This is a genomic window from Paenibacillus sp. H1-7 (assembly GCF_022354825.1).
Lineage (GTDB): Bacteria > Bacillota > Bacilli > Paenibacillales > NBRC-103111 > Paenibacillus_S.
This window is the reverse complement of the sequence record NZ_CP031168.1, coordinates 5,747,104-5,772,941: the sequence shown is the minus strand read 5'-3', so window position 1 is coordinate 5,772,941 and position 25,838 is coordinate 5,747,104. Positions and strand designations below refer to the sequence as shown.

Sequence of the window (25,838 nt, the reverse complement as noted above, 5' to 3'; positions counted from 1 at the left end):
CCGTCCTATAGCTTAAGATTCACAACAAAAGCCGATCCATTGGGATCGGCTTTGTTTATTTTATGAGAGCGGATAAGGTTACTTCAATGCAATGGTTTGCAGCTCGTTCCATAATCCGTCCTTATTTTGCTGCAGAACGGATACGCTGTCGACGACGCAGCGAAGATCAAGGCGGGTATTCCGCAGGCTGGAGAGTACGTCGTGCAGCTCGTCATTGCCCAATCCTTGCGCAACGGTAAGGTGAGGGGTGAAGGCTGCAGGTTTGTTCGTGTGTTCTCCTGGCAAAAGAACGCCTTGGATCGTATCGTACAGCCTTTGTATCGGATACGGATCCGAAAGAGCCATGAAGATGACATTTTGAACGGGATAAAAGGTGGAAAACCGGTTAAAATGCAGCTCGGACCGTTTCATCCCGGCCAAGGCGCCGGTTATGCGTCCGATAATGGACTGCAGCTGCTCCTCGCTCCATGCTTCCTTGCGGATCAGGCTCAAATGCGGCCGAATATTCGGATAGTGAGGGTCGTATCTGCGGCGGTAGTGGTTCGCGAATTGTTCAATTTCTTTGGATGGAAAGACGGATATGCCATACATCAGAATCCCTCCCAAGAATATATTTCGTTTCCCTACATGTATTCATATTATACCTCTGTTCCCTTACGCATCCAAGTGGAAAACATTTTTAACAGCATGTTCATACAATAGGATAAACACTATTATCTTCGTGCGAGGGGCGTATGAATTATGAAGCGTCAAGTTCACAGCCAGGAAGTCAGAGCCGCCGTGTACCAAAAACTGGACGAACGCGGAGTGAAGATAGAAGATATTGCGTTTATCGTGCACCAGATGCAAAGCCCCTATAATCCCTCTCTAAGGCTTGAGGATTGTGTAGAATCCATTCATGCGGTTCTGCAAAAAAGAGAGCTTCAGCATGCCATTCTGGTAGGGATAGAGCTGGATTTGATGGCAGAAAAAGGAATGCTTTCTGAACCTCTTCAATCGATTATCGAATCGGACGAGGGGTTGTTCGGCTGCGATGAGACTTTGGCCTTGGGAGCCGTGCTGACGTATGGAAGCATCGGGGTCACTACGTTCGGTCACCTCGATAAACAGAAGATCGGCATTATCAAGGAGCTGGACACCAAAGCGGGAGTCAAGGTTCATACGTTTTTGGACGACCTGGTCGCCAGCGTTGCGGCTTCCGCTTCAAGCCGTCTCGCTCATCATCAAAGAGATCATATAGAAAAGCGAACCGGAACGGACCTTCCACCGGCTCAAGGAATCCAAGGCTTATAAGTCTTGCCCAAGCAGGGGAAGTTTCTACTTCATTGACGTCTGGTGGAATATAGCGGCAAAGGTTTATTTATGCCAAATAAGGATGTTTCTTTTTGGTTATGCTACTAATGATTAATCAATCGATCATGAATAGGCAAAATCAGATAAACGGAGTGACACGCACATGAATTGGATCTATTGGGGGAAGCTGTACGAAACGAAATTCCAGGCAGGTTGTCTAGCCAAAAGAATGGAAGAAGACTGGTGGATTTACGGCTATGAATGTCCCCAGGAGGTAGAGGTGTTCCGGTCCAAAAAAGGGCGTTTTGGCGTACGGTATATCGTCTAAAAAAAATATGAAATTTTTTCTTGACATTTATTCGCAGATTATTGTATGATTGGTTTCGTCGCTAAGAAAGACTAGCTAACTAACGCGGGGTGGAGCAGCCCGGTAGCTCGTCGGGCTCATAACCCGAAGGCCGCAGGTTCAAATCCTGCCCCCGCAACCAATTTTTTTTGTGGGCCCTTAGCTCAGTTGGTTAGAGCGGTCGGCTCATAACCGATTGGTCGGGGGTTCGAGTCCCTCAGGGCCCACCAACAATCATGAACTTTGTTTGTGATTTTGCCGGAGTGGCGGAATGGCAGACGCACAGGACTTAAAATCCTGCGGGGGCGACCCCGTACCGGTTCGAGTCCGGTCTTCGGCACCATATTTCATTAGCGTACATAACGAACCTTGTGCAGCTTTCATGCTTTTTGCATGACGGAGGCGCAAGGTTTTTTTGACAATAATAGAATTTATAAGTTTCCGAGGTAATCGGATGCAAATTCTATTTGGCGATAAAACTTACCTCTTTACGCGGTCGCTCATCTTTGAAAGGCCTCGGTAGGGGGTTTCTCATTACTATGAAGTCTCAAAAAAAAATTCAAATCCGATCAAACCGAATGAGGCTCGGAGCCGTTTCCTAAGATGAAGGTTTGCAATACTACACATCTTGGGAGGTAGATTGAATATGAAGCGACACGGCTTGGCGGCAATAGGAATTGCAGGAGCTTTATTGTGGGGATCCGCATTCCAGATACCGGCATGGGCGGCGGATAACGCAGCCTCTGCCAATGTGAAGACAGCGGCGCAGGTTGCGGAAGAGCTTGGCCTTCTGCAAGGAGATGGTAACGGAGTGTCCGACGCCTATTTATCCAAGACGACGACCAGGCTGCAGTCGGCAATTCTTTTCTTGCGTCTGAAAGGTCTTGAGCATGCTGCCATGGAGTTTCGCAGTGCAGATAATTTTTCAGATGCCAATCAAGTGAATGACGCCAACAAATCAATCCTAGCATATTTAAAAGCGAATCCGCAGCTCGGCTGGACCGGAACGGGCAACGGTGCGTTCGAGCCGTCTGCACTTATCACTTCGTCCCAGTACTACAAGGTCCTTCTGGAAACGTTGGGATATAAGCAGGATTCCGACTTCCGGTACGAGGATGTGCTGGATTATGCGAAACAAGTCGGTCTATCCCGGATAGCAGATGCTGGCTCCCTTCGTAACGACCATATCGCTACAGCGACGGTAGAAGCGCTAGCCCTTAAGGTGAAAGGAAGCGGGAAAACGCTTGCGGATTTGCTGTCCGAGCAGAAGGTGATCGATCCGGCTAAAGCGGAGTCGGCCAAGAGAGTATCTCTTCGTGTGGCTGACGATAAGTCGTTAGGATCTTACTTGACGGATCAGAGTGGAAGAACCTTGTATGTGTTTGCAAAGGACACCCAAAACGTAAGCGCATGCAAAGATCAATGTGCGGTCAACTGGCCCGTATATTATGAGAACAACCTATGGGTTCCTTCAGAGCTGCATGCGTCAGATTTCCAAACGATAATCCGGGAAGACGGAAAACAACAGCTAACATACAGAGGTCAGCCGTTATATTATTACATAAACGATGAAAAACCGGGGGACGTGAAGGGTCACGGGGTCAATAATTTATGGAAGGCAGCCGGCTATTCGGCTGTTCAAGTTACTAACCATGATAAGGGCGGAACCATGCTGACGGATTCTAAAGGGAGGACGTTGTACACGTTCACCAAAGACAGCTTGGAGAAGAGCGCATGCTATGGCGCATGTGAAGCCAATTGGCCGATATTTTACTCCAGTCATGCTCCACTATCCGGCGGGTTTGCTGCAGACGATTTTGGAACGATATCGCGTGAGGACGGGACCAAACAAACGACATTCCGAGGTCAGCCGCTTTATTATTTCTTCAAGGATGAAAAGGCCGGCGATATGCTGGGGCAAGGCTTGAATAACGTCTGGTTCATCGTCGATCCGTCAGCAAAATAATTAAGCTTGACTGCCCGAAGGCTTGACTGTCCGAGCCGGAGGGCTCTTTTTGCCAAATGAAACTGGTTTGAGGAGCGCTTACACGTGCAAACCTATACGGATGAGCAGTTGATGCAACTGATTAGAGAAAAGCATAGTTTTGCGCTGCGCATGCTGTACGACCGGTATGTGCGCCTTGTATATTCTTTTGCCGTAAAATCGGGAGTCGACGCGCAGCTCGCCCATGACATCGTCCAGCAGGTATTTACAAGAATTTGGGTGACGGAGAAGGGATACGACTCGGGAAAGGGGCAGTTTGTCAACTGGCTTTTGACCATCACAAGAAATATGACGATAGATCATTTGCGCAAACAAAGAAACCAGCAACGGTTCGTCTCCTATGAGGTCATTACAGATTCGGAGCTTGGTGCGGGCCGTCCGGAGAATTGTCTTCAAGATACGGTATCGATGCGGATGCTGAAAGATGAAATTAAGAGTGCCTACAGATATTTATCCGAAAAGCAAATTCAGCTTCTCCGTCTCTTTTACTGGGAGGGCTATACGTTAAGTGAAATTGCGGAAAGCAAGGGAGAGCCGCTGGGGACGGTCAAAAACCGGCTGCATCAAACGCTCAAGACGTTACGTCAGCATCTGAAATCTTACGGGGAGGAGTGAACCGTTATGACCGAAACGAATAAACGCTGCGCCCAATTGGTGCCTTATTTTTTGAAGGAGCTTTCGATCGAGGATACGCAAGCTTTCACCGACCATGTATCGTCGTGTCCTGCCTGTCATTCGGAGCTGCAAGCTATGCTTCAGGCTTGGCAATCACTCCCTGGCGAGATGGAAATGATAGATGTTCCGGAGGCGGACAGAGAGCAAATGTGGCAGCGGATTGCCGCACAAATCGAGGAGGCTCCCGTCTCAGGCGAGCTGGAGAAAGCACGGCGGAAGGAAAACGGGAAATCAGCCGGAGCTGCTTTGACTGCGCGGAAGAAATGGGTTTTTCCAGCGGCAGCCGCGGTATTGTGTATAGCTATTGGAGCGGCCGCAGGCTGGGGCTTGAATTCCGGCGGTATCCCATCGTCTTGGCATAAAGACGCAACTTCGGAAGAGCCTTCTTTTGTCGTTGAGCAGTATGTACTTAAAGCATTCGATTCGACGATGACAGGAGCAAGCGGGAAGGGCTGGGTCAGACAGCAGGGGCAATCCAGACAGCTGGTGCTGGAGGTCAACGGACTTCAGGCGAGTTCGGGGGATCAGGCGTACCAGCTATGGGTAATAAAAGATGGCAACCGGTTCAACGGCGGAACGTTCCGAGTTGATGAGAAAGGCAGCAGTGTGATGATATACGACTTGAATGTGACTCAAGGGACTTTTGAAGCGATAGGGATTACATTGGAGCCGGATGGGAAGGGGATGCAGCCTAGAGGTAAGAAAGTATTGGGTACATGATCATCGTACTCACCGGACTGTCCATCTCTAATACATGAAAGGGGCCGCAGGTCCTCTAAACAGATCAGGCTCGATTTAATTAGAGGGCCGGCGGATCTTCTGTTTCATTTAGGTGACTACACTTTCTCGTTATTGTATTCCATTCTGGAATCGACTTGAATGGACCAGCGTTTGCTCTCGGCATCATATTGAACCGTCGGAATGTCCTTGTCGTAGAACCAGTACTTTTGGGTGGGCTGGCCGGTCTGCTCTACGAAGTAAAACAGATTCAGATCCCGGTTCGATGGTTCAAGCAGCGTTGCAATCTCCGGCTCCACATCCTCGACGACAAATCTCCACCCGCCTGGAACAGTCTCCAGTACGAAAGGCTTCCGGCTTCCCGATACGTCGAACAGCATTCGGCTTCCTATAGCATGTTTAATATAAAAATGGATCTTTTTATCGGCTGTCATGAGTCGGTCACTCTCCTCAATTACTTTAAGGCAAATCAATGAGCAGCAGTTTCGAGCCATGCTCCGTATGCAGCTCCAGCTCGTGCAAATCCGTTATTCTCGCCGCGTCCCGGCGGTTGAGAACGGTTGAACCGTTCAAGGTTAGGATTCCCTCGATGACGAATACATAGATTCTCCGACCGTGCTCTTGTTGAAACTTTATCGTATGGCCGGATTCGAGCTCGGATAAGTACAGCGTCGTCTGCTGGTGAATATGAGCGATGCCGGGTCCTGATTGATGGGATACGACTGGCAGCAGCTTGTTTAACATATCGGTCGGGTTATACTCGCTCGTTTCGTAGGATGGGGCTAGTTGCCGCTCCTCCGGCTTGATCCAAATTTGCAGCAGCTCCACTTCCTCGTCTGCAGGATTGACCTCCGAATGGATAATTCCCGTGCCTGCGGACATACGCTGTACGGCTCCATAGCCGGTTACGGCTTTATGTCCGGTGCTGTCCTCATGCTGGAGCTGACCTCTCAATACGATGGACACGATCTCCATCTCCCGGTGAGGATGGGCACCGAAGCCGCGATGGCCGGCGACCGTATCGTCGTTAAATACGCACAGCGGGCCGAATTCCGTGTTGTCCGGATCGTAATAATCGCCAAAGGAAAAGCTGAAATTGCTCTGCAGCCAGCCATGGTCGGAGGAGAAGCGGGATTCGGCGGGATAAACTCGGATCATTGCAGACACTCTCCTTAATAAAATATAGTTGCTTACTACTTTAGTATAAACAAGTTGGTACGGAAGTTCAATCGTTGAATTCCAACCCATTTTCCGTTACTATGAAGCAGATTATACATAGCAATTGGCATTTTTCTTTCAATGCCGGGACTAAGGGAGGATCAATGATATGGCAAGGAGAAAAATCGAGCACGTCGGGATCATGGTGGCCGATATGGAGCGTTCCATCGCGTTTTACCGTGATGTGGTAGGGTTAAGCTTAAAGGGCACTCTGACACACACTAACGGCGTTATCCGTCTGGCCTTTATGGGGTTCGACCAGACGGGCGAAACGGAGCTGGAGCTGATTGAAGGGTACAATGACAGTCTTCCTCTGGAAGGCAAGGTGCATCATGTCGCTTTTACCGTAGACGATGTCGAAGATGAGTTTGCGAGAATCCAAACGCTGGAAGTGAAGCTGATCGATCAGGAGATCGTCAAGCTGCCCAACGGTTCCCGTTACTTCTTCTTCCATGGCCCGGATGGGGAATGGATCGAATTTTTCCAGTCGACCCGAGGGTAGTCCGTGCAGCGATACAATGTTATACTAGGAAAGCTGGTTTTTCACAAACCGCGCTAGCAACTGACGAGGAGTGAAAGACCTTGGCTAAACAAGCAAGAATCGAAGAAATCCAATATTTGCGAGGCTTCGCTTTTTTGGCGGTCGTCCTTCAGCATGCTATCGGTCACTACGCGTACTTACCGGAAGCCCGGATGGAGGACGGGGCCTTGCTTGCTATTCTCTTGATCGCGGCGAAGTTTGCAGTTCCGATGTTTATTTTCATTACGGGACTCGTCTTGTTCTACAATTACACAAGCAAAGTATCGTGCGGCTCCTTCTTGCTTAAACGATGCAAAGATATCATTCTGCCATATGCTATTTGGTCCGTCATCTATGCACTTGTTTTCGGAGATTTGAGCTCGGGCTTCTGGATCGAGTCCAAGCAAGTCGTGATGGATTTGTTTACGGGCAAAGCCTCTTATCATTTGTGGTATGTCGTTATGAGCATTCAGCTCTATTTGTTGTTCCCGCTCATCCAAGGGGGATTGCAGCAACTATGGCAGCGGTGGAAGCCGTGGGCTCTCCGGTGCGCTTTTCTCTTATTATGCACCGGTTACCTTCTTCTTACCAGAGAAGTAGGAACGATAGGCAGTTTGTTTGAGAAAATATATATCCCGGTGCTTACGCCGTTATTTACAGAGTATGCAGACCGGAACGCACTTTATTTCTTTATTTATTTCCTTATGGGCGCAGCGGCGGGAATGAATCTGCAGGCCTGGAAGCAGAAGGTATTGAAGACCAAATGGCTCTGGATCAGCTTGTATCTCGTGTTCTCCGGCATTTTGCTGTACAACATATTGGGGAGCTTTCAGCAGAAAGGACAGCTGGTCATTCAATACAACGACACGCTGCTGGTGCAGCCATTCATGGCGGTCTTTTTGATGCTGTCTGTGCTGGCCATGAGTATTGCCGCAATTGCTCTTGGCGAGAAGGAGAGCTTAAAGTCACAGAGGCTGTTCAGCTTCCTGGGCAAGCATTCCTATGGAGCGTATTTGGCCCATGCGCTGATGCTTACCTTCGGGACATGGATCACAGACATGCTGCTCCCGGGCTGGAACGTGACGGTCAAAACGGTGGTCGCGTTCGTGCTTTGTTCCGCTTTTTCCGTGGCGACAGCGTGGCTGCTGGATAAATGGAGCATCGGCCGATTCCTCGTGGGTACCGCAAAACAGCGCAAGCCGGCATTGCAGCCAAGCAAAGCTATGTAATACATTCGTATAAGAAGTCGCATTCCTTCGGGGTGCGGCTTTTTTTGTACTCCAATCAAGGCTAGTTCTCAAACATTTCCACTTGAATAAAGAACGTGTGTTCGGTGTATAATGAATTTGAGACAACGGATAACTTCGAGGTGATAGTCATGCAGAAAGAGCTGCTTCGCTATGTAGGTCGTGAAGTTTATTTGATGTATATGGACCGGAACCACCGGATCACCAAACGCCGGATTCGTATCCGCTCGGTAGACGGGCCAAAGCTGAGCGCATACTGCTATGAACGACTTGCGCCTAGAGTTTTTGATGTGAGCCGGGTGCTGGCTGTTTTTCCTGTCCATCTGTCCACAGTCCAAGCATAAAAATATTCATTCGAAAGAGGGGACTGGGCACCCCTGATTCGGTTACAATCAGGCCTCTGTCAACATAGTATACAGCAACCTAGGAGTTGAGGTGAGCACTATGAGTGGCAAAAAGGTCAAGAAAAAAACGCAGCCGTCCAACGTGGATAAAAACCGGTACAATATGAAGATGGTTACATCCGATGTGTGCGCTCGATGCCGAAAATGCGAACGAGGTTTGCGCTACTTGGAAAAGATGTCCCAGCCGGGTGCCGTAGGCAAAGGAGTGCCGTGCATCCTGACTAAAGGCAAAGCTTACGTGTAAACACTGGGGTAAAAAGGTCCGCGGGCAGCTTCGGGCCTTTTTTCTATTCCTGCTATTGACACTTTCCGGACGGCTGGATACAATACAGTTATAAATTATAAACGTTTATAATTTCGAATTATAGTTGATTTGGCATTAATATTGTAAATTAAAAGATTATTATCGATAGTTAGTTATTATGAAAAGTATAAACGTTTTATTTATTAGAACGTTTATGCGGCTAATCCCTTCCCGGGTTCATCTGCAGGTGTTACATGGTATACTACGAATACAATGATTTGAAATCAGGGAGTGCCTGCAGATGAAAAAAATTAGTATTCTCGACGTCGTAGCCAAATCCGGTTTATCGTTAGCTACGGTTTCCAAGGTATTGAACAATTCTCCAACGGTTCGGGAGAGCAACCGCCAAAAGGTGCTGCAAGCGATAAAGGAGCTGGATTACCGGCCGAATCCCGCTGCTCGCAGCCTTGCCCGCGGAGCGACACGCTTGATTGGATTGACGCTGCCGGGATTAAACGATACGTTCTATGACAATATCGTACAATCCGTCAATCGCCATCTGGAGGAGAACGGCTATGTTCTTGCCTTGTCCGTTTTTTCTCAAGTTCAGGCCGCTGAGTCTGATGCGAACAGCAGCTTTTTATTCCAGGAGGATCGGGTGGATGGAGTGATTGTCATATCGCCGTTGGACGAAAACCCGTATTTGCTGGAGCTGAAAAGAAAACGAATTCCTTATGTCGTCGTGGACAATCAGGTCGATCCATTAAACGCTTTGACGGTCAATGTAGACAATTATGCCGGAGGATATGAAGCGACCAAGCATCTGCTTGATCTCGGTCATACCCGAATATCGTACGTCGGCGGCTCGGAGCGGTATCTCAGCGCCAGGGAGCGTAGAAGAGGGTTCGAGAGTGCGATGAGGGATGCCGGGTTGACTCCGGTTGCCGTAACCAACACGGAGTTCAATATCCGCAGCGGTTTTGATGCGGCCAAAGCATGGATCCGTTCGGATAAGGTGCCTACTGCGGTTTTCGCGGGGGAAGACGGCCTGGCGCTTGGGGTAACGCAGGCGTTTCAGGATGAAGGCTATCGTGTTCCTGATGAAGTGTCTATCGTCGGATTTGACGATCAAACCTTCTCGCAGTATATCCACCCGCGGCTTACTACAATCCGGCAGCCGATGGAGCAGATTGGCGAGCATGCGGTTCGATTGCTGCTGCAGATGATCCAAGGTACCGCCAAACGGCAGTCTTCCGTCATGCTGAAGCCTGAATTGATTGTGAGGGAGTCCACGTCATCTTATAACAAACGATAATAAAGTGAGGCTGATAGGATGGCATATTATTTGGGCGTAGACGCCGGAGGGAGCAAGACGTACGCCGTTATAACGGATGAAACCGGGAGATTGATAGCAGCGGGCAAAGGCGGTAACGGCAACCATCAAATCGATGCGTCCGCTGCTCAGCGAAATATCGAGCATGCCGTGATGCAAGCGCTGCGAAAGGCCGGCTTGAAGCGGGAGGATATTGCTTTTGCCTGGTTCGGGATGGCTGGCGCGGATCGGGAAGCCGACTTCCTTGTTTTGAGACCGATGATTGCGCAGCTCGGCTTCCCTAGAACAGAAATCGTATGCGATACGATTATCGCTCTGCGGGCGGGCACGAATAAGCCGTACGGCGTTGTCAGTATTTGCGGGACAGGGACCAACTGTGCGGGAATCAGTCCTGACGGCGACATGTGGCAGTGCGGCGGCTTCGGCTATCATTACGGCGATTACGGCGGAGGCAGCTGGCTGGCGCTCGAGGCATTTCGTGCAGCCGTGCGCGGCTGGGAAGGCCGGGGGGAACCGACATTATTGACGGAAGCGGTTCCTGGGGCACTCGATTACCATTCGATCGAACATATGTTCCATTCTTATTTGGATTCCGATCAACGGCCACCGCTCGATGTGGTGAAGACTTTATTCGAAATGGCTTCACAAGGCGATCTTGTATCCTTGGAGCTGCTGCGCCGGCAAGGTGCCGAGCTTGGAATGGCCGCACGTGCGGTGGTGAACAGGCTTGGCCTTCAAGACACCGCGTTCGATCTTGTTTTGGCGGGGAGCGTGCTGACTCGGGGAGACGGGCGTTATGTGCATCCGTACATTTTGGAGGAAGCTAGAAAAGCGGCTCCACATTGTTCCTTGGCAGTGCTAACGGTAGAGCCTGTCGTAGGCGCTGTGCTGCTGGCGATGGAGAAGGACGGATTACAGGTAACGGAGCAAATGAGCACGAAATTAGCCGAATTATCCAGCCTGGAAGGGGTTGCTGCAGATGAGTGAACATCTGAAGGTTGTCGTTATTGGCGGAGGGTCTTCTTACACGCCGGAGTTAATTGAAGGTCTTATTATGAACTACAATGAATTCCCTGTCACGGAGTTGTGGCTGGTCGATATTCCCGCGGGTGAGGAGAAGCTCACTATTGTCGGCCAGTTGGCTAGAAGAATGGTTGAAAAGGCGAAGCTGCCGATGGCTGTCCATTTGACGACCGACAGGCGCGAGGCGCTTGCCGGGGCGGACTTCGTAACGACGCAAATCCGTGTCGGCTTGCTGCAAGCCCGGATCTGGGACGAAACGATTCCGCTCCAATACGGGGTCATCGGTCAGGAGACGACAGGCCCCGGCGGCATGATGAAGGCACTCCGCACGATCCCGGCCTTGCTGGATATATGTAAGGATATGGAAGAGCTGTGTCCCGATGCATGGATGCTCAATTTCACCAATCCTGCAGGGATGGTCACGGAGGCGATTCTTAAATATACGAACATTAAGACGATCGGCCTGTGCAACTCCCCGATTTCCGTCTACAAATGGCTGCAGAAGCTGTATGATGTGCCGGTTGAGAAAATGTATGCGGAATTCGTTGGCCTTAACCATCTTCATTGGGTCACTCGTATTATCGTTGACGGCCAATCCAGATTGGAGGAGCTGCTGGGAAGCGGGGAAGCGTACACGGCAAGCAATGTGCCGCAGCTAGAATGGCATCCCGGGTTTATTCGTTCGCTCGGAGCGATTCCGTCCTATTACTTGAAATATTTTTATCTTCAAAAGGAAATGCTGAATAACCAGCAGTCCGCCTCTGCTCAGGAAGGAACAAGAGCAGAGGTGGTCAAGCGGCTGGAGGACGAGTTGTTCGAATTGTATAAAGATCCCGAGCTATCCGCTAAGCCTTCACAGCTTGAAAAGCGCGGGGGCGCATACTACTCCGAGGCCGCGGTCCGGCTGATGAAATCGCTGTACAACGATACAAGGGACATCCAGACAGTTAATGTCCGCAACCAGGGTATTCTTGATTTCCTGCCTGCCGACGCTTGCATTGAAGTTAATTGCGTTGTAACGAAGCAGGGACCGATTCCACTGCCGGTTTCCGTCATACCTGAGGCTGTCAAAGGCATGATACATGCTGTGAAGTCGTACGAACGGCTGGCTATCGACGCAGCGGTTACAGGCGACCGGGGACTGGCTCTGCAGGCGCTGGCGCATCATCCGCTTGTTCCCTCCGTCAATGTAGCGGCTCCAATGCTGGATGAAATGCTGGAGAAAAACAAGGCGTTCGTTCCCCGTTTTTTTGAATCTTGAACTCATACTTACATGTAGGCCGTTCCCTTGGAATAAGGGGATGGTCTTTTTTTCTCCACATTACAAAGTTTCGGAGATTAATAGACTGTTAAATATTGACTACGAACAAATGTTTGGTATAATAGAAATAGAACAAGTGTTCCTATTAATGGAGAGGGGTGTATGCTATATGAATTCGACAAAAGTCAGATTTATTGAACGTGACTACTTCCGGGCGATGATGGTGAACAACAGCGACCATCTATCGGAGAGTCAAATCGAGAAAATATTAGACACGGCCGATACTTATTGGGCGGATTTAACCTTTAAATTTTTCGACAACGGATCGTTGCTGATTATCGACAATTATACGGAGCTGCACGTCCCTCTCAGCGACTTGAAGGGAGCTGCTTACGATTTTTATGTGAAACAAAGAATAAGAATGATTCGTTCCTCATTGGAAGCTAAGACGCTTCAGACGGCATAGAACGGGAGCTGCGCCTTTGCTCCGGGATTTATTTTAGGGCCGGAATACGCTATAGTAAATGGATCAAACTCATAGGGAGAAGTATGCCAATGAACAATCCGTTTAGCGTAAAACTGAAACAATTGCGGCAGGAGAAGGATCTGTCTTTGCGTAAGCTTGGAGAGAAGGCGGGAGTGAGCTATTCCATCATCAATTCTATTGAGAACGGCCGGTTTCAGCCATCCAAAGACACTATCGTTTCTATTGCGAACGCCTTGCGTTATGACGATATTAACGAACTTCTAGTGCTTGCAGGCTATACATCCGAAAAGTAAATAGTCTTAAAATACTATAAAATTCGACAAAAAATTCCAAAATCTGATATAATGGAATTATAGATAAAGGAGGAGTGTTTTTATGATGATTATTTGGAATGGTATTGGTCTTATACTGTTATGTACAATCCTGTATCTTTCCGTTAAAACACTTCTTCAAAAGGCGGATTAACTGGGGAGAACATATATATGCACAAGATGATGAAGTCAGAAGATAAACTATCCGTCAGATCGCAACGGCTCATGGAAGAAATTAAATCGATTATGACCAAGAAACGGGAACAGAATGTAATGAAACGGCTCTTGCTGAACCGTAAGAAGCCTAAGACCAAGCCGCAGGGGTGGTAACGGCTTGGCTTTTATATTATCATGGCTTGTTGGCTTCGATGAAGGGCGTGGTTTAAGCCATATTTATTCAATGCGGAAGTTGGGTGGATACCATCGGCAGTCCTTGTTTTGTTATGCCTATTTATGACTAACCTTTCTTTGGTGAAGGCTGATCGATGGGTTTCTTGTCCGCAGATGGCTGCATGGAGAGGTTGTTGCGCTTCCAAAGCTCAAATAGTTCTGGTGCGATACTCAACTGAAGAATAATTTGCTCGCATTGTACCGTCCGCTTCATTTGTGTACCTCCTGAAATAGTTGGATTAGCTATAAAAAATAAAAACCACCTCCCGATATGGAAAGTGGTCCGGTTGCACTACTAGCTCCATCGAATCCAAGTGCCCACATACAGATTCGATCTCATTGCTTACCAGTACCAATAATAACAAATACTGTTATCGATTTCTGTTTCGTATCACACATAATGAGAAATTCTTCTTTCCAATAGGGCAACCACTGGATGGATAAGATTTTTTTATGTCGATAAATGTTATTTTATGGTATAATTGTTATATGTTAATGTGCTGTGTAAGGGTGGACTTCGGCCTTGACAAATAAGAATTGAGAACGTTTTATGACATCCTTTGTTCTTGGGTACATACCTTAGGGGGTGCTGAGCGTTGAAGGTGATGTTTACGGTTGATGTCGAGGATTGGTTCTGCAGTCCGGATGTACCTCTCTCCGAGTGGGAAGGGTACCCGATAAGAATCGAGGAGCCGATTCATCGAATTCTTGATTTGCTTAGCGAGCATGACTCGTACGGCACGTTTTTTATTCTGGGCTGGATCGCTGAGAAAAGACCCGATTTGGTTAAGGAAATTCATCGCAGAGGCCACGAGATAGCTTCTCACGGATACTCGCACCGTCTCGTGTACCGCCAAACCGCGAAGCAGTTCCGCGAAGACGTCAGGAAATCGAAAGCGATGCTGGAGCAGCTGAAAGGCTCGCAAGTTTACGGCTATAGGGCACCTTGCTTCTCAATTACAAGCTGGGCGTTCGATATATTGGCCGAGGAAGGCTTCATCTATGATTCGAGCATGGTTCCTAACACGTTACATACGGTATATTCCCGATTTAATTTATCCCCTTCGGTTCATTCCCCTTTTACAATAGCAGACGGCTTATGGGAAATACCGCTGCCTGTATATCGGGTAGGCCGGTTGAATATCCCGTGGGGCGGAGGCGGTTATTTTCGCATTTATCCATATCCTGTCTATCAATGGGGCGTCCAGAAAATACTAGAACAACGAGATTCCTTTGTATTCTATATCCATCCCTATGACTTGGACGAAGATCAGCCGCAAATGTATAGTGCCACATTGCCGAGCAGGTTCCGCAAATATTACGGATTAAAGCAATCAGCCGATAATCTCGACCGATTGCTTGCTGATTTTTCATGCACATCGATTCAGCACAATTACTCCCACTTGTTTGAAGGGAATTCTCAACGTGGATTTCAAAATTAGGATCGTTCGGACTCCGCGGCTGCTGCAAGCCGTTGCCGGTATTTTTATGAGGGAGAACGGGATTGACGGCGGACTTGCATCCATGCTGGAAATGGAGCCGGAGGTTAAGAAGCTGCTGATTTCGCACGGCATTATTACAGCAAGCTTGAAGCTGCTCGATCGTCCGTTCGGTTATACCTGCTATGAATATTATAGGCAGCTTTGCACTCCAAATGAATTCGACCAGCTGCTGCTGCAAGCTGCCCGCAACCGTCGAGTGATACTTGATCTATGCTGCGGAGCTGGCGCAACGATTCATGCGCTGCTGCCGCTTCAGCCACAAATCATCTACGGATTTGACTACAATGCTGACCAAATTCATCTTCTGAGATCTCTTATCGCTGAGATAGATGATTACAGAGGTACCCGAGTGGTAACCGAGATTGCGGATGCGCATCAAACCGGTCTGGAGGACGCTAGTGTAGACTTGGTCGTGTGCAGAGTCTCATTGCATTATTTGAACGAAAAGAGAGCGTTGAAGGAGGCCGCTCGCGTGCTTCGTCCGAATGGCGCTGTATTTCTCTTAGTCCACGGTTCAGGTTATTTGTATGATTACGTCATTTCTCGAAGAGGCTTACTCTCCGGCAGCTTATGGAAATCCATGGTTGTGCATAGCGCTCGCTATAATCAAGAGCAACGTAGGGGACAGCGTTTCGGAGCACATTTTATTACGCAGCGCTTTTTGAGGCGTGCACTAGTGACGTCCGGCTTTCGCAATATTAGAATGGTGACTAGCGGCAAGTGGATGAGATTAGGGATACTGCCTGTATATTATGCCGCTATAGCCGAACGGGGAGAAGGCTAGGCTGCATTTGACTAGGGCTTCGGAGTCTAGTAACCGGCTTGAAAATAGCGTATCATGTTTTACTATACTTATTAATTTGAAATTACTATTCATCAGGAGTACACCTACATAATGAAAAAGATTTCCAGCTTGTTATCGATTGTTATTTTTATCATTTTATCTGTAACGATGTATTTGAACCAGGATGGGCTATTACCCCCAGATGAAGATTCAGCGGCTGCAGTCACGTTGACGTTTCCAACCGATCGTTATCCGGAAACGGCACAGCATATCCGGAATGCGCTGCAGCGAGGGAAATCTGCGATTTGTACCATAGACCGCAAAGGCGCCGAAGACAACCGGAAGGAGTCGCTGAAAGGGACGCCGTCGAAGCCGAATCTGGATCGTGACGAGTTTCCGATGGCGATGTGTGCTGAAGGCGGAGCCGGGGCGGATATTGCCTACATATCTCCTTCCGATAACCGTGGCGCCGGCTCGTGGATAAGCAACCAGCTGGAGAAGTATCCGAATGGGACCAAGGTGAAAATTGTCGTTAAGTAAGAACCGGAGGACGATTTATGTCAAATAATTGGCTAATTAGGGTAGCGAGTTATTCAACCGGCAACTTCTCTATGGTATAATAATCCAATCACAGTATGTGGCTTTACGGACGGCAGGCTGACCTCTCGGAAGGGAGGTGAGGATCCGTTGGAAGTATTTCAGGCAATGACGCTAATGATTTCATTCGCGACTTTGATTGTGTTAATACTTTCTTTCCATAAAAAGAAATAGACCGCCCTGGGCAGGCTACGGTCTATTTCCGGTCTCTAACCTATTCTTGGAGCCAACCGCCGCATAAGCGGCTGCTGTGATAAGAACGCAGATGTTACCAGCATCGGCGTTCTTTTTTTTCATTATACGCATGTGAAAAGATGTTGATACCTTTCTCTTAATGATACATGAGGTATTACGTATTGACAATATAGGAATCTATGATGAAAACCAGTTTCATAGAGCCCCTTAAATTATTCAACTTCATTACCAGGGTAATTATTTATGAGATGGTGCTGCTTTGTGCTCTTTCTTGAATAAAAAAGACACATGATCCCGTTGATCGATTTGGGCTAATAAAACGTTCTCTAGTTGTATGTTTTTTTGTTTCAATAGATTTTCGAGCCATTGCCGGTTCTTGCGGATTTTATTCAAATTTTCCTCGATGATATTGCTGTCGATAATACAAGCATGAGGAATGCCGCGAGACATGCTTTGGATGTTGACATCTTCACGTAGGACAGATCTGTATTTAGTCTTTTTCAAGACAGATAAGCTTCCATCCGTTTCCAGAAATGCGAACTCTATTTCATCAATATAAAAAACATCCTTTTTCCTTAAAAGCATCTGAAGATCATTGATGGTTAAACGCGCTTTTTTCATGTTATCTAATAAAATCTGGCCGCTGGCAATAATAAGCTGCGGTTCACTGTCTAATATTTTTCTTCCCAGAAAGCTCTTGAGAGAAATGTAATCGGAAAGAAGCACCAGCACAGAAAATATCGTTAAACCTACTGCTCCGACGAGCAGAGAAATGCTTTTATTGAAAATGAGATTGCCGCCAATGGATCCATAAGTCACGCCGGCAACAAAATCAAAAAAGGTCATATGAGAAATTAGCTTCTTCCCTAGGATCCGCGCCCAGATTAATAATCCAATAAAGGATATAACCGCGCGAAGTATAATTTCAAGACACGTCATGGCGTCACCTCCATTTTGTGTCATATTATGCCACCAGAATATTTTTTTTATTAATGTAAGGGAAACGGAAGGAAGGGTTTCGAGATAAATAGTATTGGAAATATTCTGGAAATAGGCAATGTGCTGCATCTAGGATCTATGAAGAGACTCTACTGAGCGATTTGGGGGAAAAACAGATCAATTCGGAAGAAGAGCATTTTTTGAGGCAGAACCAGGAAAGGCACTGACTCGAAGAGCGAAATAATCGCGCATACCATCGGGCACCAAATCATTGTGACGAGGGGAAACTACCAAATCTAAACTCCGAAAACAAGAAAAAAGCCCTTGATTCATCAAGGACTTCTTCATGTATGACCTGTGCTGGGTTCGAACCAGCGACCCCTACCTGTCAAGATTCAGGACCGTATCACTAACATTAACCACAAGTCACTTAAAGCCGCTTATTTACTGGAACTCTATATACTAGCTTTCACTCCATTTACCTTCTAAAATTCGCCTTTCTTTTTAATTTGGGCACCAACACGGGCACCAAAATCAAGATTGTTTAAGAATGAAAACAAGCGCCGAATCTGAAGTTTTCTGACGATAAGGATTTCCATATATATGAGAGCTGCAATATAACGACCTTTAAAAAGTAAACCCCAATACTATCCCATTTCGACCCAAACATAACCCAAAACGAGAATTGTTTCGCCCCACATTCCCCAGCAGCCGTGGTAAGATGTAGGAGTGACAATATATACAGCAACGTTATTGGTGTAGGGTGGGATAAGCGGAATAACAATTGGCGAGTAAGTATGAATCGGACTACGATTGGTCGTTATGACGATTATTTAGATGCAGCGTGTATAGCGAAGGAAATGCGAGCCAATAATATGCCATACTCTCAAGAAGCACTCTTAAAAGAAGAGGCTTCTTTTATTTTCTAAATTGGCCGCGTGCGACGGTATTCGCCCCTCCTGCAGCGTAAAAAGACACTCTCATAACGAGGGTGTCTTTGTCATATATTCGTTTACTCCGCTTCTCCCTAAATGTAGCCTAGTGCATGACCAACCTGCCGGGGCAACGAAGCAACAAATCCGTTAAGCCGATGAACATTGAGCAGATGAGCGAGATTCTCGGACTCTGTGACAAACGAGCAAAGACCTGGTTGAACCGGATGCTTAAGCTCGGGCTGATTGCTAAGGTCCGTATCCAGATCGAGAATAGCGAGACGATCCAGTATTACATGAATCCGCTATATTTCTTTAGTGACCGTTATCTGCCGCTGAGCTTGTACCTGCTGTTTCAGGAACAGATCGACAAGCACATTCCGGATTGGGTGAAGCAGAAATACCGGGAGCTGCAGGATGAGACGGAAGACAAGAGCACCGAGGAGATCGAGTCATGAAAGTGTGGGCAAGGCGATTCTATAACTCGAAGGCGTGGCAGCAATGCCGTGACGCTTATTTTGTGATGAAGCATGGACTCTGTGAGCGATGTCCAGCACCGGGAAAGATCGTGCATCATACGGTCTTATCTCACACCTGAGAACATCAATGATCTAGCAGGTCCGGTCGGTCCGGTAGCACCGGTCAGTCCAGTGGCTCCTGTTAACCCGGTAGCGCCGGTAGCTCCAGTCAGCCCAGTTGCTCCTGTTAGACCGGTAGCTCCAGTGAGTCCAGTAACGCCAGGAGGTCCAGGAGGTCCTATCATATCAACCAAAGTCATCACCCCTTATATGAACTAGTTTAGAATATGTCCAAGGATTCAAAGGGTCACGGTACTTGTCTTACTAGATTGCTTGAATAGCACTGAACTTGAAGGTACGAAGACGGATAAAGCATAAAAAACACCCTCTGTCGTCTTGCCCTCCCGAATGAATGGGGGATCGGACTCTCGCAGCTTAACGCTTTTTGGAAAAGAAATTTTTATAGAACCACAACATTCCCATCTTTCGCCGCAAAATCCCTCTCTTTAATTGATCTTAAGGAGGTTTAACGCATTCAGCATTTCGTGTGTTCGTCTTTATTAATACGACAAATCGATGGTTTCAAACAATGTGCTACTAATTAGACAAGTACCGCGACAATAAGAATTCTTGAACATATCTTAAATTAGTTAATATAAAGGGGTGATTTAATTGGCAGATATGATAGGGCCTCCTGGACCTCCGGGGCCAACCGGACCCCCTGGACCGCCTGGCGCTACGGGGCTTACTGGCGCTACGGGACTTACTGGAGCTACGGGACTTACTGGAGCTACGGGACTTACTGGAGCTACGGGACTTACTGGAGCTACGGGGCTTACTGGAGCTACGGGGTTGACCGGCGCTACTGGTGCTACGGGACCGACTGGACCGACTGGACCAACTGGACTCACAGGACTGACAGGACTGACAGGTGCCCCAGGGCCTCAAGGGCCAGCTGAACCGGAGTCTGGGTTCAGGGCATTCAGTGGCAGTGGTCAAACTGTTGGTGTAGGCGCTACTGTTACAGTAAATTTTACTTCGGAAATATTCGATTTAGCGACCCCGGGAGAATATGATAATGTAACATCTACTTTTAGCCCTAATGTTAATGGTGTATACAATATCTCTACTACTGTAGCTGGAACGGGAACCGCGGGGGACAATGTTAACCTAACTATAGTAGTCAGCAGCTCTGCAATTCAGACTTCGACCAAGTCCGAACTGATTCCAGCAAACGGTCTATTTTCTATAGCGCTTAGTACAGTCGTACAATTGACTCCTGCAGATGATGTAACTGTTACAATTTTTATTTTAAATGGCGGATCAATCTTCTCAGGTAGTTCGAACACCCATTTTGAAGGGGCACGTTTCCCGTCTCCGTCAACCTAATAGAACCAGTTGTTATTGGCACCTTGAGCTCTTCAGAGCTTGAGGTGCCTTATTGTAGAAACGCCCAGTCGAACTGGGGGGGTTACTATACAAAAAAGCTAACCAGAACATTCTGACGGCCAAGCTGATAGGCTGAGCCACAACTGGAACACAAGTCGAGCTTGCCAGTCCGGACAAGCTGTTAACCGCTTGACAGGCTACATTCACTTGCTGGTTGATCGTATACGTTGCAAGATAGTTATCACAATAACCATTTAAAACCTCATCCATTTATTTAGGGATGAGGTTTTTGTTTACTCAAGGCTTGTTCATCCGGGCAATAAACGGGGTTACTCGGTCTCCTCCAGCCCGCAGTGCACATATTGCATGATAACGTTTTGTTGAAATGCCATCCTCCACGGTGAAAGGAGATATTTCTTCTTGGAGTTGCCGATAGGTCGCCTTGCTACTGCCATATAGGAAGTAGTGAGGCCCTGCAGCTTTAATGATCTCCCCCAACTGCCGGGGTATCTGCTCCCAACTGTGAAAGAGCCAGCTGTAAATATCGCCGCACCTAAGAAGGCTAAATTAGTAAAAAGAATCATACACGTTCTCTCTTCCTTTGGTGGATATCCTCCTCCTCCTCGACCATTGTAACCATCATCTTTAAAAACCAAACTGCTCAGGATACAAAATGAATATGGAGGAACTTGGTTGTGTGTAGACTTGCGTATCAGGATGAGCATCAATTGGCAATGTAGAGTTAATGAGGAGCGTACACTTTCTTAATTTTTTTAAAAAACCACAAATAGTACCAATACGAAATTAATAGAGTGATTGTTATAGTGATGAAACTCCAATACCATGTCCAATTTAAGTACTTAATCAACTCTGTGTACTTCTCCAGATAGAATTCAATTATTGTGATTATCATTGGAAAACTAAAGATGTATATGGTTTTAATAAACCATGGTTTCTCTTTAGGGAAATGAACATTAAAAATCGCACTTACAGAAGGAAAGACGAAAAACTCAAAAGTAAAGCTTGCTTTGTAAGCAATACTAAGAAACCCTACAGGGTATTCGATAAGTCTACCTTGAACGACTAAGGCACCAAACAACCAAGAAGGGACTTGCATGAATAAAAAACTAACTTGTGCTTTAATCAAGGTCTTCCGATTAACGAATATTACGAGAAGAATAGCAGTAATGAACCAAACTGCATAAAGAATGACTTTTTCCATAATTGTCCGCCCCACATATTAATATTTTAATACTTGAATTATTGTCAGAAGAACTGTGCTTTAATCTTGAGATAATAATTGTTTTAAAAAAAAGCTCTCCCTTACAGTTTAGTAAAGGAGAGTAAGCGATGAAACGTCCGTACAGTAATATATGGGAAGTTATTTGATCTGTGTTAGGCAAAGTACTCATATAGAACTCTTTTAAAAAATACCCCCACTATGGGAGGGGGAGCCAGAGGAGATGTGTATGGGTTGCCCTATAGAGTACGCAGCGAAACTGTTCTGGGTTTAAGACCAAAACAGAATAGTCATGAACACCGTGAATAATCAAATATATGGGAGGGCAAGTCATGCCGACATGGGTAAATGCACATCCTTTGATAGCGGAGGCTGTGAAGAAGGCAGGAGGTCAGGTGGTACGAATTAGCTCGAAGCCTTGGGCTCATTTTAACGGACCGGATGCAGCTGAGAGAGCGAAACCAGCTGAAAAGGTGTATGAACAAGTTCATGGTTGCTTGTACAGGGGCATTCGTCCTTGGAGAGATGATCAAAAATTCGATTATGCTATCCGGTTGGACTAACGCTGTTATAAAGAGGTTTGGGGGAGTCATCAGTATTAATGAACCTGGAGGATGATATGTATGAATCAGAAAAAAATTGATGAGCTGCCGGAAATACTGGATGTCAAGGACATTAAAGATGTAATGAACATCGGGATAAATCAGGCATACGAACTAGTCAATTTCGGTAAGTTTCACGTTGTTAGGGTAGGTCCGCGGAGGATTAAGATTCCAAAGGAAGGGTTTGTAAATTGGTTAAATGGGGCAGTTTCATAGCCCCTCTTTTTCCCAAAACGAATCCCCGGTACTATGTAATCGAGGTAAGAGAGAATGGCAAACGTTCGAGGATAAAAAAACGTGGATTTCGCACACAAAAAGAAGCTAAAGCAGCTATGCGGAAGCGATAAATGCACAAGCAAAAGGAGATCTGCTCAAGCCTTCGAAGTTATTGTATCGTGAATATCTAAAACAATATTTGGAAACCAAAAAGACAACAGTGAAGAGTTCAACACTTAAGACATATGCTTGGCTTATCGAATATCATATCATTCCCTTATTGGGTGATCATGAGATTGGGAAGCTTTCGCCGGCACACATTCAAAAGTTCTACAACGGTCTGATCGAGCAGAATAAGCTTGCGTCCGAGAATGTTCAAAAAATCCATACGTTGATTAATGATTCACTTAAACGTGCTGAGCGTTGGCAACTGGTCAATAAAAATGTTGCTGCTCTGGTAGACAGACCACGAATGACTAAAAATCAAATACAAGTATGGGATAAAGAGCAAAGCCAAACTTTTTTATGGGCAGCACGTGAAGATCGTTTGTACATCGATTTTCTTCTAGCCTTAACAACGGGCATGCGCCAATCAGAAATATTGGGTTTACGCTGGGCAGATGTTGACCTTGGGAATAAGACCCTGCATATTGTACAGGCCTTGAGTCATGAAGGAAAAGAACTGACTACGGAGCTTAAAACAAGAAATGCTGGAAGGAAAGTTGCAATTCCTGGGGAAGTGGCGACCGCACTAAAAAAGCACAAGTCCCGGCAGCGTGGAGAATTTTTGATCTTGGGACGGTCTGGGAACAATGACGATCTTGTCGTTTCAACGTCTCTTGGAACGCCGGTAATCCCGCGAAACCTAATGAGAACATTCATCAGAAGATTGTTTCTAAGCGTCTAGGCCATGCGGACATGAGAATCACGCTTGAAAGATATTCGCATTTATTACCGGATATGCAGCGTGATGCCACGGATCAATTCGGAAGAGCCTTTTTTGAAGCTGAACCAGTTAGGAAGGCACCAACTCGTAGCGCAAACTAATCTACTAAAATCATCGGGCACCAAATGGGCACCAAATCCTGTCTGACGAGGGGAAACTACCAAATCTAAACTCCGAAAACAAAGAAAAAAGCCCTTGATTCATCAAGGACTTCTTCATGTATGACCTGTGCTGGGTTCGAACCAGCGACCCCTACCCTGTCAAGATAGTGCTCTCCCGCTGAGCTAACAAGTCATATTAATTATTGTTCCGTCGCTAGCGACAAGTAATAATATATCAAGGTTTGGGACAGATGTCAACAATATCTTCAAAAATAATTTACACGGGCTGCGCAGCTAGTCGTTAACTAACATGCATAGCAAAGTTTACAGCACGTATCGTACGGCCGTATGCTATAATACAAGCATACCACGATTGAAAGAGGGTCCATGATGAGGGAGTTTCAACGACCATTTCAACCTATTCAAATGCAATTACAGCAAGAGCCTTATGTCGAGGAGGATGCGATCGATTGGGGCTCTTCAGAATGGGCGACGCCCCGCTACCATATCCGCCAGCTGCTCGAACACTCTATCGAAAGGCTTTCTGTGAAAGATAAAGCCATCATCTTGGGTGCAGGCAATCATGGCGATGTAGATTTGCCAGCCATGGCGAATCGCTTTGTTGAGGTAACTGTCGTTGATTCCGAAGACAATGTCATAGAGGAAGTGCTAAGTGCAGGCGGAGGCATGGCTGCAGGGAAAATTCGTTCCTTAACCAATATCGATTATACTTGCCTTAATCAGATCCAATTTTACGAAACATGGGAAGAAATGCTGTTGAATCAAGCACCGGCGGCGGAAGTCGCATCTTATATTAAAGACTGCTCGTTCCAAGTGAAGCGGCGTTCCGCACTTCCACAGTGGCAGCATCAGTGCTCCCTGGTTGTATCGTCTTCTGTACATACGCAATTGTTCTATGTTCATGCCTTATCGCAATTTGCGGGCTACGCTTCACAATATAATGAACAAGAGATTCCGCAAATTATCGATGCTTTACGCACGCTTCGCAACAGTCTCATTGGAGATTATAATAGAATGCTTTCCTCCCTATTGAAGCCTGGAGGCCGTATCGTCATGTGGACCGAGATGATTCAAGTCCAGGAGCAAAATCGGCATCTGGTTGAGAAGCTGTATCAGCTGCAAACCGAAGAGGAGCGGGTTCGATTCTTGTTTCGTGCGTTCGGTGAGCATGGTATGGAGGCAGCGGTAGCAGGGCTTAAGGAGCTGCACGACCAGCTTAGTCCTGAGGATTGTTTGTTCAAAAGCTGGGTAGGGATAGCAGGGCAGGAGAAAGAGTATATATCCGCCGGTTTTTCCGGCAGGCTGCGGGGCTAACGACTTGCTCCCAGATGAACTAAGGAGACGTTTTCAATGACAGCAGGACTGGATTTGCTTATTCAAGAAATTGCAGGGAATTACTTCGACGATGACGAATGGCGCATAGAAGCCCAAGAGAGCGGGGTCAATAACACAACAAGGTTTGTGTACCATCCAACCGGTACTTATGTGCTGCGGCTCTATGACAACCACAGGGATATGAGCAAAATTATTTACGAAGTTGCCGTCCTCCAACAGCTGCAGCTGGTGAAATTATCTTTTCAGATTCCGAAGCCGGTTGCTACGCTTAAAGGCGTGCCTTATGTGGAGTCTTCTACAGGTAAAATTGCAGTTATGTTTGAGTATATTGATGGCGAGCGAGCCGATCTTGCGAATGTGGAGCAGGTGAAAGCTATCGGGAAGGCGATGGGTGAGCTTACCGAAGCGCTGGCCGAAGTACAAACGGATGTAGACTCGGCCTACGAGCCGTACTACGAACTGTACGAGGTACACCCGAAGGTGACGAGAGAGAAGCTGGATTCATGGCTTCTGGAGCAGGCAGAAGGGCCGATGTATAAGGAAATACGTCTCGTCCGGGACGCTATAGACGTTTTATTGAACGATATCCCTTCCTTGTGCAGGCTCCCTATGCAGCTTACCCATTCCGACATCGTAGCCGGCAACGTGCTTGTGTCAGGGGATGAAGTGTCCGGAATCCTGGATTTCGAGTTTGTGACTCCGGATCTGCGTGCTATGGATGCGGCTGTATTTTTGTGTGAGCTTATTCGCCATGAGCCCGAGAGCTGCTGGAGCCTTGTCGAAGCTTTTACCGAGGGATACAGCCGGACGACTCGCTTGCAAGAGGATGAAATTGCCGCTTTGCCCAAACTGATTTTGTTACGCAGCCTAGTGCTGTGTATTCATTTTCTGGGACGGCAGTGGGATGGCGTTGACCGTGATCATACGATAGATCCTTATTTGAAAAGCTATGCTGAAGTTCACAACTGGCTGGAGAGTCACGAAGAACAACTGGTGGCGGCATGGCTTGGTCAGTGGAGGTGAATA

32 protein-coding genes, 4 tRNA genes and 1 riboswitch are annotated in these 25,838 nt (G+C 47.0%); of the genes, 29 read left to right on the top strand and 7 right to left on the bottom strand.

What is annotated here, in order from left to right; genetic code table 11:
- Window positions 1-78 precede the first annotated feature (78 nt).
- Window positions 79-591 carry a 2'-5' RNA ligase family protein gene (locus DVH26_RS25475; RefSeq protein ID WP_239626804.1) on the bottom strand — a complete coding sequence of 171 codons (513 nt, stop codon included), beginning with the start codon at window positions 589-591 and terminating at the stop codon, window positions 79-81.
- A 150-nt stretch (window positions 592-741) separates the two neighbouring features.
- Here DVH26_RS25475 and DVH26_RS25470 point away from each other — a divergent pair, with 150 nt between their 5' ends.
- The 8 genes from DVH26_RS25470 to DVH26_RS25435 all read left to right on the top strand — a co-directional run bounded on the left by DVH26_RS25470 (window position 742) and on the right by DVH26_RS25435 (window position 5,039).
- The gene (locus DVH26_RS25470; protein ID WP_239626802.1) at window positions 742-1,293 is read left to right on the top strand and encodes a phosphatidylglycerophosphatase A family protein; all 552 of its coding nucleotides are present in this window, start codon (window positions 742-744) and stop codon (window positions 1,291-1,293) included.
- A 163-nt stretch (window positions 1,294-1,456) separates the two neighbouring features.
- Complete coding sequence (locus DVH26_RS25465) at window positions 1,457-1,621, top strand: hypothetical protein (protein WP_239626799.1); 165 nt, start codon at window positions 1,457-1,459, stop codon at window positions 1,619-1,621.
- Window positions 1,622-1,704: 83 nt separating this feature from the next.
- Window positions 1,705-1,781: transfer RNA gene (locus tag DVH26_RS25460), tRNA-Met, on the top strand.
- A gap of 11 nt (window positions 1,782-1,792) precedes the next feature.
- Window positions 1,793-1,869 (top strand) — tRNA-Ile (locus DVH26_RS25455).
- A 27-nt stretch (window positions 1,870-1,896) separates the two neighbouring features.
- A tRNA-Leu gene (locus tag DVH26_RS25450) sits at window positions 1,897-1,982 on the top strand.
- Window positions 1,983-2,285: 303 nt separating this feature from the next.
- Complete coding sequence (locus tag DVH26_RS25445) at window positions 2,286-3,605, top strand: hypothetical protein (RefSeq protein ID WP_239626796.1); 1,320 nt, start codon at window positions 2,286-2,288, stop codon at window positions 3,603-3,605.
- Between the two features lie 84 nt (window positions 3,606-3,689).
- Window positions 3,690-4,259, top strand: coding sequence for a sigma-70 family RNA polymerase sigma factor (locus tag DVH26_RS25440; RefSeq protein WP_239626794.1), 570 nt, complete (start codon window positions 3,690-3,692; stop codon window positions 4,257-4,259).
- Window positions 4,260-4,265: 6 nt separating this feature from the next.
- Window positions 4,266-5,039 (top strand): anti-sigma factor, encoded by a 774-nt coding sequence (locus DVH26_RS25435; protein ID WP_239626791.1) that lies wholly within the window; start codon window positions 4,266-4,268, stop codon window positions 5,037-5,039.
- Window positions 5,040-5,155: 116 nt separating this feature from the next.
- On the opposite strand, the gene DVH26_RS25430 is transcribed toward DVH26_RS25435, so the two are convergent.
- Both DVH26_RS25430 and DVH26_RS25425 read right to left on the bottom strand, forming a co-directional pair.
- Complete coding sequence (locus DVH26_RS25430; protein WP_239626789.1) at window positions 5,156-5,491, bottom strand: hypothetical protein; 336 nt, start codon at window positions 5,489-5,491, stop codon at window positions 5,156-5,158.
- A gap of 25 nt (window positions 5,492-5,516) precedes the next feature.
- Window positions 5,517-6,215 carry a pirin family protein gene (locus DVH26_RS25425; protein WP_239626787.1) on the bottom strand — a complete coding sequence of 233 codons (699 nt, stop codon included), beginning with the start codon at window positions 6,213-6,215 and terminating at the stop codon, window positions 5,517-5,519.
- A 169-nt stretch (window positions 6,216-6,384) separates the two neighbouring features.
- On the opposite strand from DVH26_RS25425, the gene DVH26_RS25420 reads away from it, so the two are divergent.
- The 10 genes from DVH26_RS25420 (at window position 6,385) to DVH26_RS25375 (ending at window position 13,435) form a co-directional block, all read left to right on the top strand.
- Window positions 6,385-6,777, top strand: coding sequence for a VOC family protein (locus tag DVH26_RS25420; protein ID WP_239626785.1), 393 nt, complete (start codon window positions 6,385-6,387; stop codon window positions 6,775-6,777).
- 80 nt (window positions 6,778-6,857) lie between these two features.
- The gene (locus DVH26_RS25415; RefSeq protein WP_239626783.1) at window positions 6,858-8,024 is read left to right on the top strand and encodes an acyltransferase; all 1,167 of its coding nucleotides are present in this window, start codon (window positions 6,858-6,860) and stop codon (window positions 8,022-8,024) included.
- A gap of 149 nt (window positions 8,025-8,173) precedes the next feature.
- On the top strand, window positions 8,174-8,386 hold the full coding sequence (locus tag DVH26_RS25410; protein ID WP_239626780.1) for a hypothetical protein: 213 nt from the start codon (window positions 8,174-8,176) through the stop codon (window positions 8,384-8,386).
- A gap of 100 nt (window positions 8,387-8,486) precedes the next feature.
- The gene (locus DVH26_RS25405) at window positions 8,487-8,690 is read left to right on the top strand and encodes a hypothetical protein (protein ID WP_239626778.1); all 204 of its coding nucleotides are present in this window, start codon (window positions 8,487-8,489) and stop codon (window positions 8,688-8,690) included.
- Between the two features lie 301 nt (window positions 8,691-8,991).
- Complete coding sequence (locus tag DVH26_RS25400; protein WP_239626776.1) at window positions 8,992-10,005, top strand: LacI family DNA-binding transcriptional regulator; 1,014 nt, start codon at window positions 8,992-8,994, stop codon at window positions 10,003-10,005.
- An 18-nt stretch (window positions 10,006-10,023) separates the two neighbouring features.
- Complete coding sequence (locus DVH26_RS25395) at window positions 10,024-11,010, top strand: N-acetylglucosamine kinase (protein ID WP_239626773.1); 987 nt, start codon at window positions 10,024-10,026, stop codon at window positions 11,008-11,010.
- Entirely contained in the window at window positions 11,003-12,307 is a 1,305-nt protein-coding gene (locus DVH26_RS25390; protein ID WP_239626770.1) for a 6-phospho-beta-glucosidase, read from the top strand. Before DVH26_RS25395 ends, DVH26_RS25390 begins: the two co-directional genes overlap by 8 nt.
- A gap of 169 nt (window positions 12,308-12,476) precedes the next feature.
- Complete coding sequence (locus DVH26_RS25385) at window positions 12,477-12,773, top strand: hypothetical protein (protein WP_239626768.1); 297 nt, start codon at window positions 12,477-12,479, stop codon at window positions 12,771-12,773.
- A gap of 89 nt (window positions 12,774-12,862) precedes the next feature.
- Entirely contained in the window at window positions 12,863-13,087 is a 225-nt protein-coding gene (locus DVH26_RS25380) for a helix-turn-helix domain-containing protein (protein ID WP_239626766.1), read from the top strand.
- A 189-nt stretch (window positions 13,088-13,276) separates the two neighbouring features.
- Window positions 13,277-13,435 carry a hypothetical protein gene (locus tag DVH26_RS25375; RefSeq protein ID WP_239626763.1) on the top strand — a complete coding sequence of 53 codons (159 nt, stop codon included), beginning with the start codon at window positions 13,277-13,279 and terminating at the stop codon, window positions 13,433-13,435.
- A 127-nt stretch (window positions 13,436-13,562) separates the two neighbouring features.
- Here DVH26_RS25375 and DVH26_RS25370 read toward each other — a convergent pair whose 3' ends face one another.
- Window positions 13,563-13,709, bottom strand: coding sequence for a hypothetical protein (locus DVH26_RS25370; protein WP_239626761.1), 147 nt, complete (start codon window positions 13,707-13,709; stop codon window positions 13,563-13,565).
- 58 nt (window positions 13,710-13,767) lie between these two features.
- Window positions 13,768-13,851, bottom strand: a riboswitch (cyclic di-GMP riboswitch).
- 249 nt (window positions 13,852-14,100) lie between these two features.
- Here DVH26_RS25370 and DVH26_RS25365 point away from each other — a divergent pair.
- The 4 genes from DVH26_RS25365 (at window position 14,101) to DVH26_RS37390 (ending at window position 16,552) form a co-directional block, all read left to right on the top strand.
- Window positions 14,101-14,937, top strand: coding sequence for an XrtA system polysaccharide deacetylase (locus DVH26_RS25365; protein ID WP_239635483.1), 837 nt, complete (start codon window positions 14,101-14,103; stop codon window positions 14,935-14,937).
- On the top strand, window positions 14,921-15,781 hold the full coding sequence (locus DVH26_RS25360; protein ID WP_239626758.1) for a class I SAM-dependent methyltransferase: 861 nt from the start codon (window positions 14,921-14,923) through the stop codon (window positions 15,779-15,781). The genes DVH26_RS25365 and DVH26_RS25360 overlap by 17 nt, the downstream gene beginning before the upstream one ends.
- A gap of 168 nt (window positions 15,782-15,949) precedes the next feature.
- Window positions 15,950-16,321: a NucA/NucB deoxyribonuclease domain-containing protein gene (locus DVH26_RS25355; protein WP_239635482.1), complete on the top strand. Its 372-nt coding sequence runs from the start codon at window positions 15,950-15,952 to the stop codon at window positions 16,319-16,321.
- Window positions 16,322-16,486: 165 nt separating this feature from the next.
- The gene (locus tag DVH26_RS37390; protein WP_481857618.1) at window positions 16,487-16,552 is read left to right on the top strand and encodes a putative holin-like toxin; all 66 of its coding nucleotides are present in this window, start codon (window positions 16,487-16,489) and stop codon (window positions 16,550-16,552) included.
- A gap of 258 nt (window positions 16,553-16,810) precedes the next feature.
- Here the strand turns inward: DVH26_RS37390 and DVH26_RS25350 are convergent, their stop codons facing one another.
- Window positions 16,811-17,536 carry a DUF421 domain-containing protein gene (locus DVH26_RS25350; RefSeq protein WP_239626756.1) on the bottom strand — a complete coding sequence of 242 codons (726 nt, stop codon included), beginning with the start codon at window positions 17,534-17,536 and terminating at the stop codon, window positions 16,811-16,813.
- A 1,021-nt stretch (window positions 17,537-18,557) separates the two neighbouring features.
- Between DVH26_RS25350 and DVH26_RS25345 the strand changes: the two genes are divergently transcribed.
- Window positions 18,558-18,902: a hypothetical protein gene (locus DVH26_RS25345; RefSeq protein ID WP_239626754.1), complete on the top strand. Its 345-nt coding sequence runs from the start codon at window positions 18,558-18,560 to the stop codon at window positions 18,900-18,902.
- A 2,191-nt stretch (window positions 18,903-21,093) separates the two neighbouring features.
- Here DVH26_RS25345 and DVH26_RS25335 read toward each other — a convergent pair.
- Window positions 21,094-21,573, bottom strand: coding sequence for a CBO0543 family protein (locus DVH26_RS25335; RefSeq protein WP_239626752.1), 480 nt, complete (start codon window positions 21,571-21,573; stop codon window positions 21,094-21,096).
- Between the two features lie 350 nt (window positions 21,574-21,923).
- Between DVH26_RS25335 and DVH26_RS25330 the strand changes: the two genes are divergently transcribed.
- Genes DVH26_RS25330 through DVH26_RS25315 form a run of 4 tightly spaced genes read left to right on the top strand, consistent with a single transcriptional unit; the run spans window position 21,924 to window position 23,316 of the window.
- Complete coding sequence (locus tag DVH26_RS25330) at window positions 21,924-22,154, top strand: hypothetical protein (RefSeq protein WP_239626750.1); 231 nt, start codon at window positions 21,924-21,926, stop codon at window positions 22,152-22,154.
- Window positions 22,155-22,214: 60 nt separating this feature from the next.
- Complete coding sequence (locus DVH26_RS25325) at window positions 22,215-22,409, top strand: DNA-binding protein (RefSeq protein WP_239626748.1); 195 nt, start codon at window positions 22,215-22,217, stop codon at window positions 22,407-22,409.
- Window positions 22,385-22,540, top strand: a complete 156-nt coding sequence (locus tag DVH26_RS25320) for an Arm DNA-binding domain-containing protein (protein ID WP_239626746.1) — start codon at window positions 22,385-22,387, stop codon at window positions 22,538-22,540. Before DVH26_RS25325 ends, DVH26_RS25320 begins: the two co-directional genes overlap by 25 nt.
- Before the next feature lie 41 nt (window positions 22,541-22,581).
- Window positions 22,582-23,316, top strand: a complete 735-nt coding sequence (locus tag DVH26_RS25315; RefSeq protein WP_239626744.1) for a site-specific integrase — start codon at window positions 22,582-22,584, stop codon at window positions 23,314-23,316.
- 261 nt (window positions 23,317-23,577) lie between these two features.
- On the opposite strand, the gene DVH26_RS25310 is transcribed toward DVH26_RS25315, so the two are convergent.
- Window positions 23,578-23,649 (bottom strand) — tRNA-Val (locus DVH26_RS25310).
- Between the two features lie 194 nt (window positions 23,650-23,843).
- Here DVH26_RS25310 and DVH26_RS25305 point away from each other — a divergent pair.
- Window positions 23,844-24,791: a hypothetical protein gene (locus DVH26_RS25305; protein ID WP_239626742.1), complete on the top strand. Its 948-nt coding sequence runs from the start codon at window positions 23,844-23,846 to the stop codon at window positions 24,789-24,791.
- 36 nt (window positions 24,792-24,827) lie between these two features.
- Entirely contained in the window at window positions 24,828-25,835 is a 1,008-nt protein-coding gene (locus tag DVH26_RS25300) for a phosphotransferase (protein ID WP_239626740.1), read from the top strand.
- Window positions 25,836-25,838 lie beyond the last annotated feature (3 nt).

Excerpts from the sequence above, each read along its gene's own strand:
- DVH26_RS25475 (WP_239626804.1), bottom strand. The coding sequence starts at position 591 with ATGTATGGCATATCCGTCTTTCCATCCAAAGAAATTGAACAATTCGCG.
- DVH26_RS25470 (WP_239626802.1), top strand. The coding sequence starts at position 742 with ATGAAGCGTCAAGTTCACAGCCAGGAAGTCAGAGCCGCCGTGTACCAA.
- DVH26_RS25465 (WP_239626799.1), top strand. The coding sequence starts at position 1,457 with ATGAATTGGATCTATTGGGGGAAGCTGTACGAAACGAAATTCCAGGCA.
- DVH26_RS25445 (WP_239626796.1), top strand. The coding sequence starts at position 2,286 with ATGAAGCGACACGGCTTGGCGGCAATAGGAATTGCAGGAGCTTTATTG.
- DVH26_RS25435 (WP_239626791.1), top strand. The coding sequence starts at position 4,266 with ATGACCGAAACGAATAAACGCTGCGCCCAATTGGTGCCTTATTTTTTG.
- DVH26_RS25430 (WP_239626789.1), bottom strand. The coding sequence starts at position 5,491 with ATGACAGCCGATAAAAAGATCCATTTTTATATTAAACATGCTATAGGA.
- DVH26_RS25425 (WP_239626787.1), bottom strand. The coding sequence starts at position 6,215 with ATGATCCGAGTTTATCCCGCCGAATCCCGCTTCTCCTCCGACCATGGC.
- DVH26_RS25420 (WP_239626785.1), top strand. The coding sequence starts at position 6,385 with ATGGCAAGGAGAAAAATCGAGCACGTCGGGATCATGGTGGCCGATATG.
- DVH26_RS25410 (WP_239626780.1), top strand. The coding sequence starts at position 8,174 with ATGCAGAAAGAGCTGCTTCGCTATGTAGGTCGTGAAGTTTATTTGATG.
- DVH26_RS25405 (WP_239626778.1), top strand. The coding sequence starts at position 8,487 with ATGAGTGGCAAAAAGGTCAAGAAAAAAACGCAGCCGTCCAACGTGGAT.
- DVH26_RS25400 (WP_239626776.1), top strand. The coding sequence starts at position 8,992 with ATGAAAAAAATTAGTATTCTCGACGTCGTAGCCAAATCCGGTTTATCG.
- DVH26_RS25395 (WP_239626773.1), top strand. The coding sequence starts at position 10,024 with ATGGCATATTATTTGGGCGTAGACGCCGGAGGGAGCAAGACGTACGCC.
- DVH26_RS25390 (WP_239626770.1), top strand. The coding sequence starts at position 11,003 with ATGAGTGAACATCTGAAGGTTGTCGTTATTGGCGGAGGGTCTTCTTAC.
- DVH26_RS25385 (WP_239626768.1), top strand. The coding sequence starts at position 12,477 with ATGAATTCGACAAAAGTCAGATTTATTGAACGTGACTACTTCCGGGCG.
- DVH26_RS25380 (WP_239626766.1), top strand. The coding sequence starts at position 12,863 with ATGAACAATCCGTTTAGCGTAAAACTGAAACAATTGCGGCAGGAGAAG.
- DVH26_RS25375 (WP_239626763.1), top strand. The coding sequence starts at position 13,277 with ATGCACAAGATGATGAAGTCAGAAGATAAACTATCCGTCAGATCGCAA.
- DVH26_RS25370 (WP_239626761.1), bottom strand. The coding sequence starts at position 13,709 with ATGAAGCGGACGGTACAATGCGAGCAAATTATTCTTCAGTTGAGTATC.
- DVH26_RS25365 (WP_239635483.1), top strand. The coding sequence starts at position 14,101 with ATGTTTACGGTTGATGTCGAGGATTGGTTCTGCAGTCCGGATGTACCT.
- DVH26_RS25355 (WP_239635482.1), top strand. The coding sequence starts at position 15,950 with ATGTATTTGAACCAGGATGGGCTATTACCCCCAGATGAAGATTCAGCG.
- DVH26_RS25350 (WP_239626756.1), bottom strand. The coding sequence starts at position 17,536 with ATGACACAAAATGGAGGTGACGCCATGACGTGTCTTGAAATTATACTT.
- DVH26_RS25345 (WP_239626754.1), top strand. The coding sequence starts at position 18,558 with ATGACCAACCTGCCGGGGCAACGAAGCAACAAATCCGTTAAGCCGATG.
- DVH26_RS25335 (WP_239626752.1), bottom strand. The coding sequence starts at position 21,573 with ATGGAAAAAGTCATTCTTTATGCAGTTTGGTTCATTACTGCTATTCTT.
- DVH26_RS25330 (WP_239626750.1), top strand. The coding sequence starts at position 21,924 with ATGCCGACATGGGTAAATGCACATCCTTTGATAGCGGAGGCTGTGAAG.
- DVH26_RS25325 (WP_239626748.1), top strand. The coding sequence starts at position 22,215 with ATGAATCAGAAAAAAATTGATGAGCTGCCGGAAATACTGGATGTCAAG.
- DVH26_RS25305 (WP_239626742.1), top strand. The coding sequence starts at position 23,844 with ATGATGAGGGAGTTTCAACGACCATTTCAACCTATTCAAATGCAATTA.
- DVH26_RS25300 (WP_239626740.1), top strand. The coding sequence starts at position 24,828 with ATGACAGCAGGACTGGATTTGCTTATTCAAGAAATTGCAGGGAATTAC.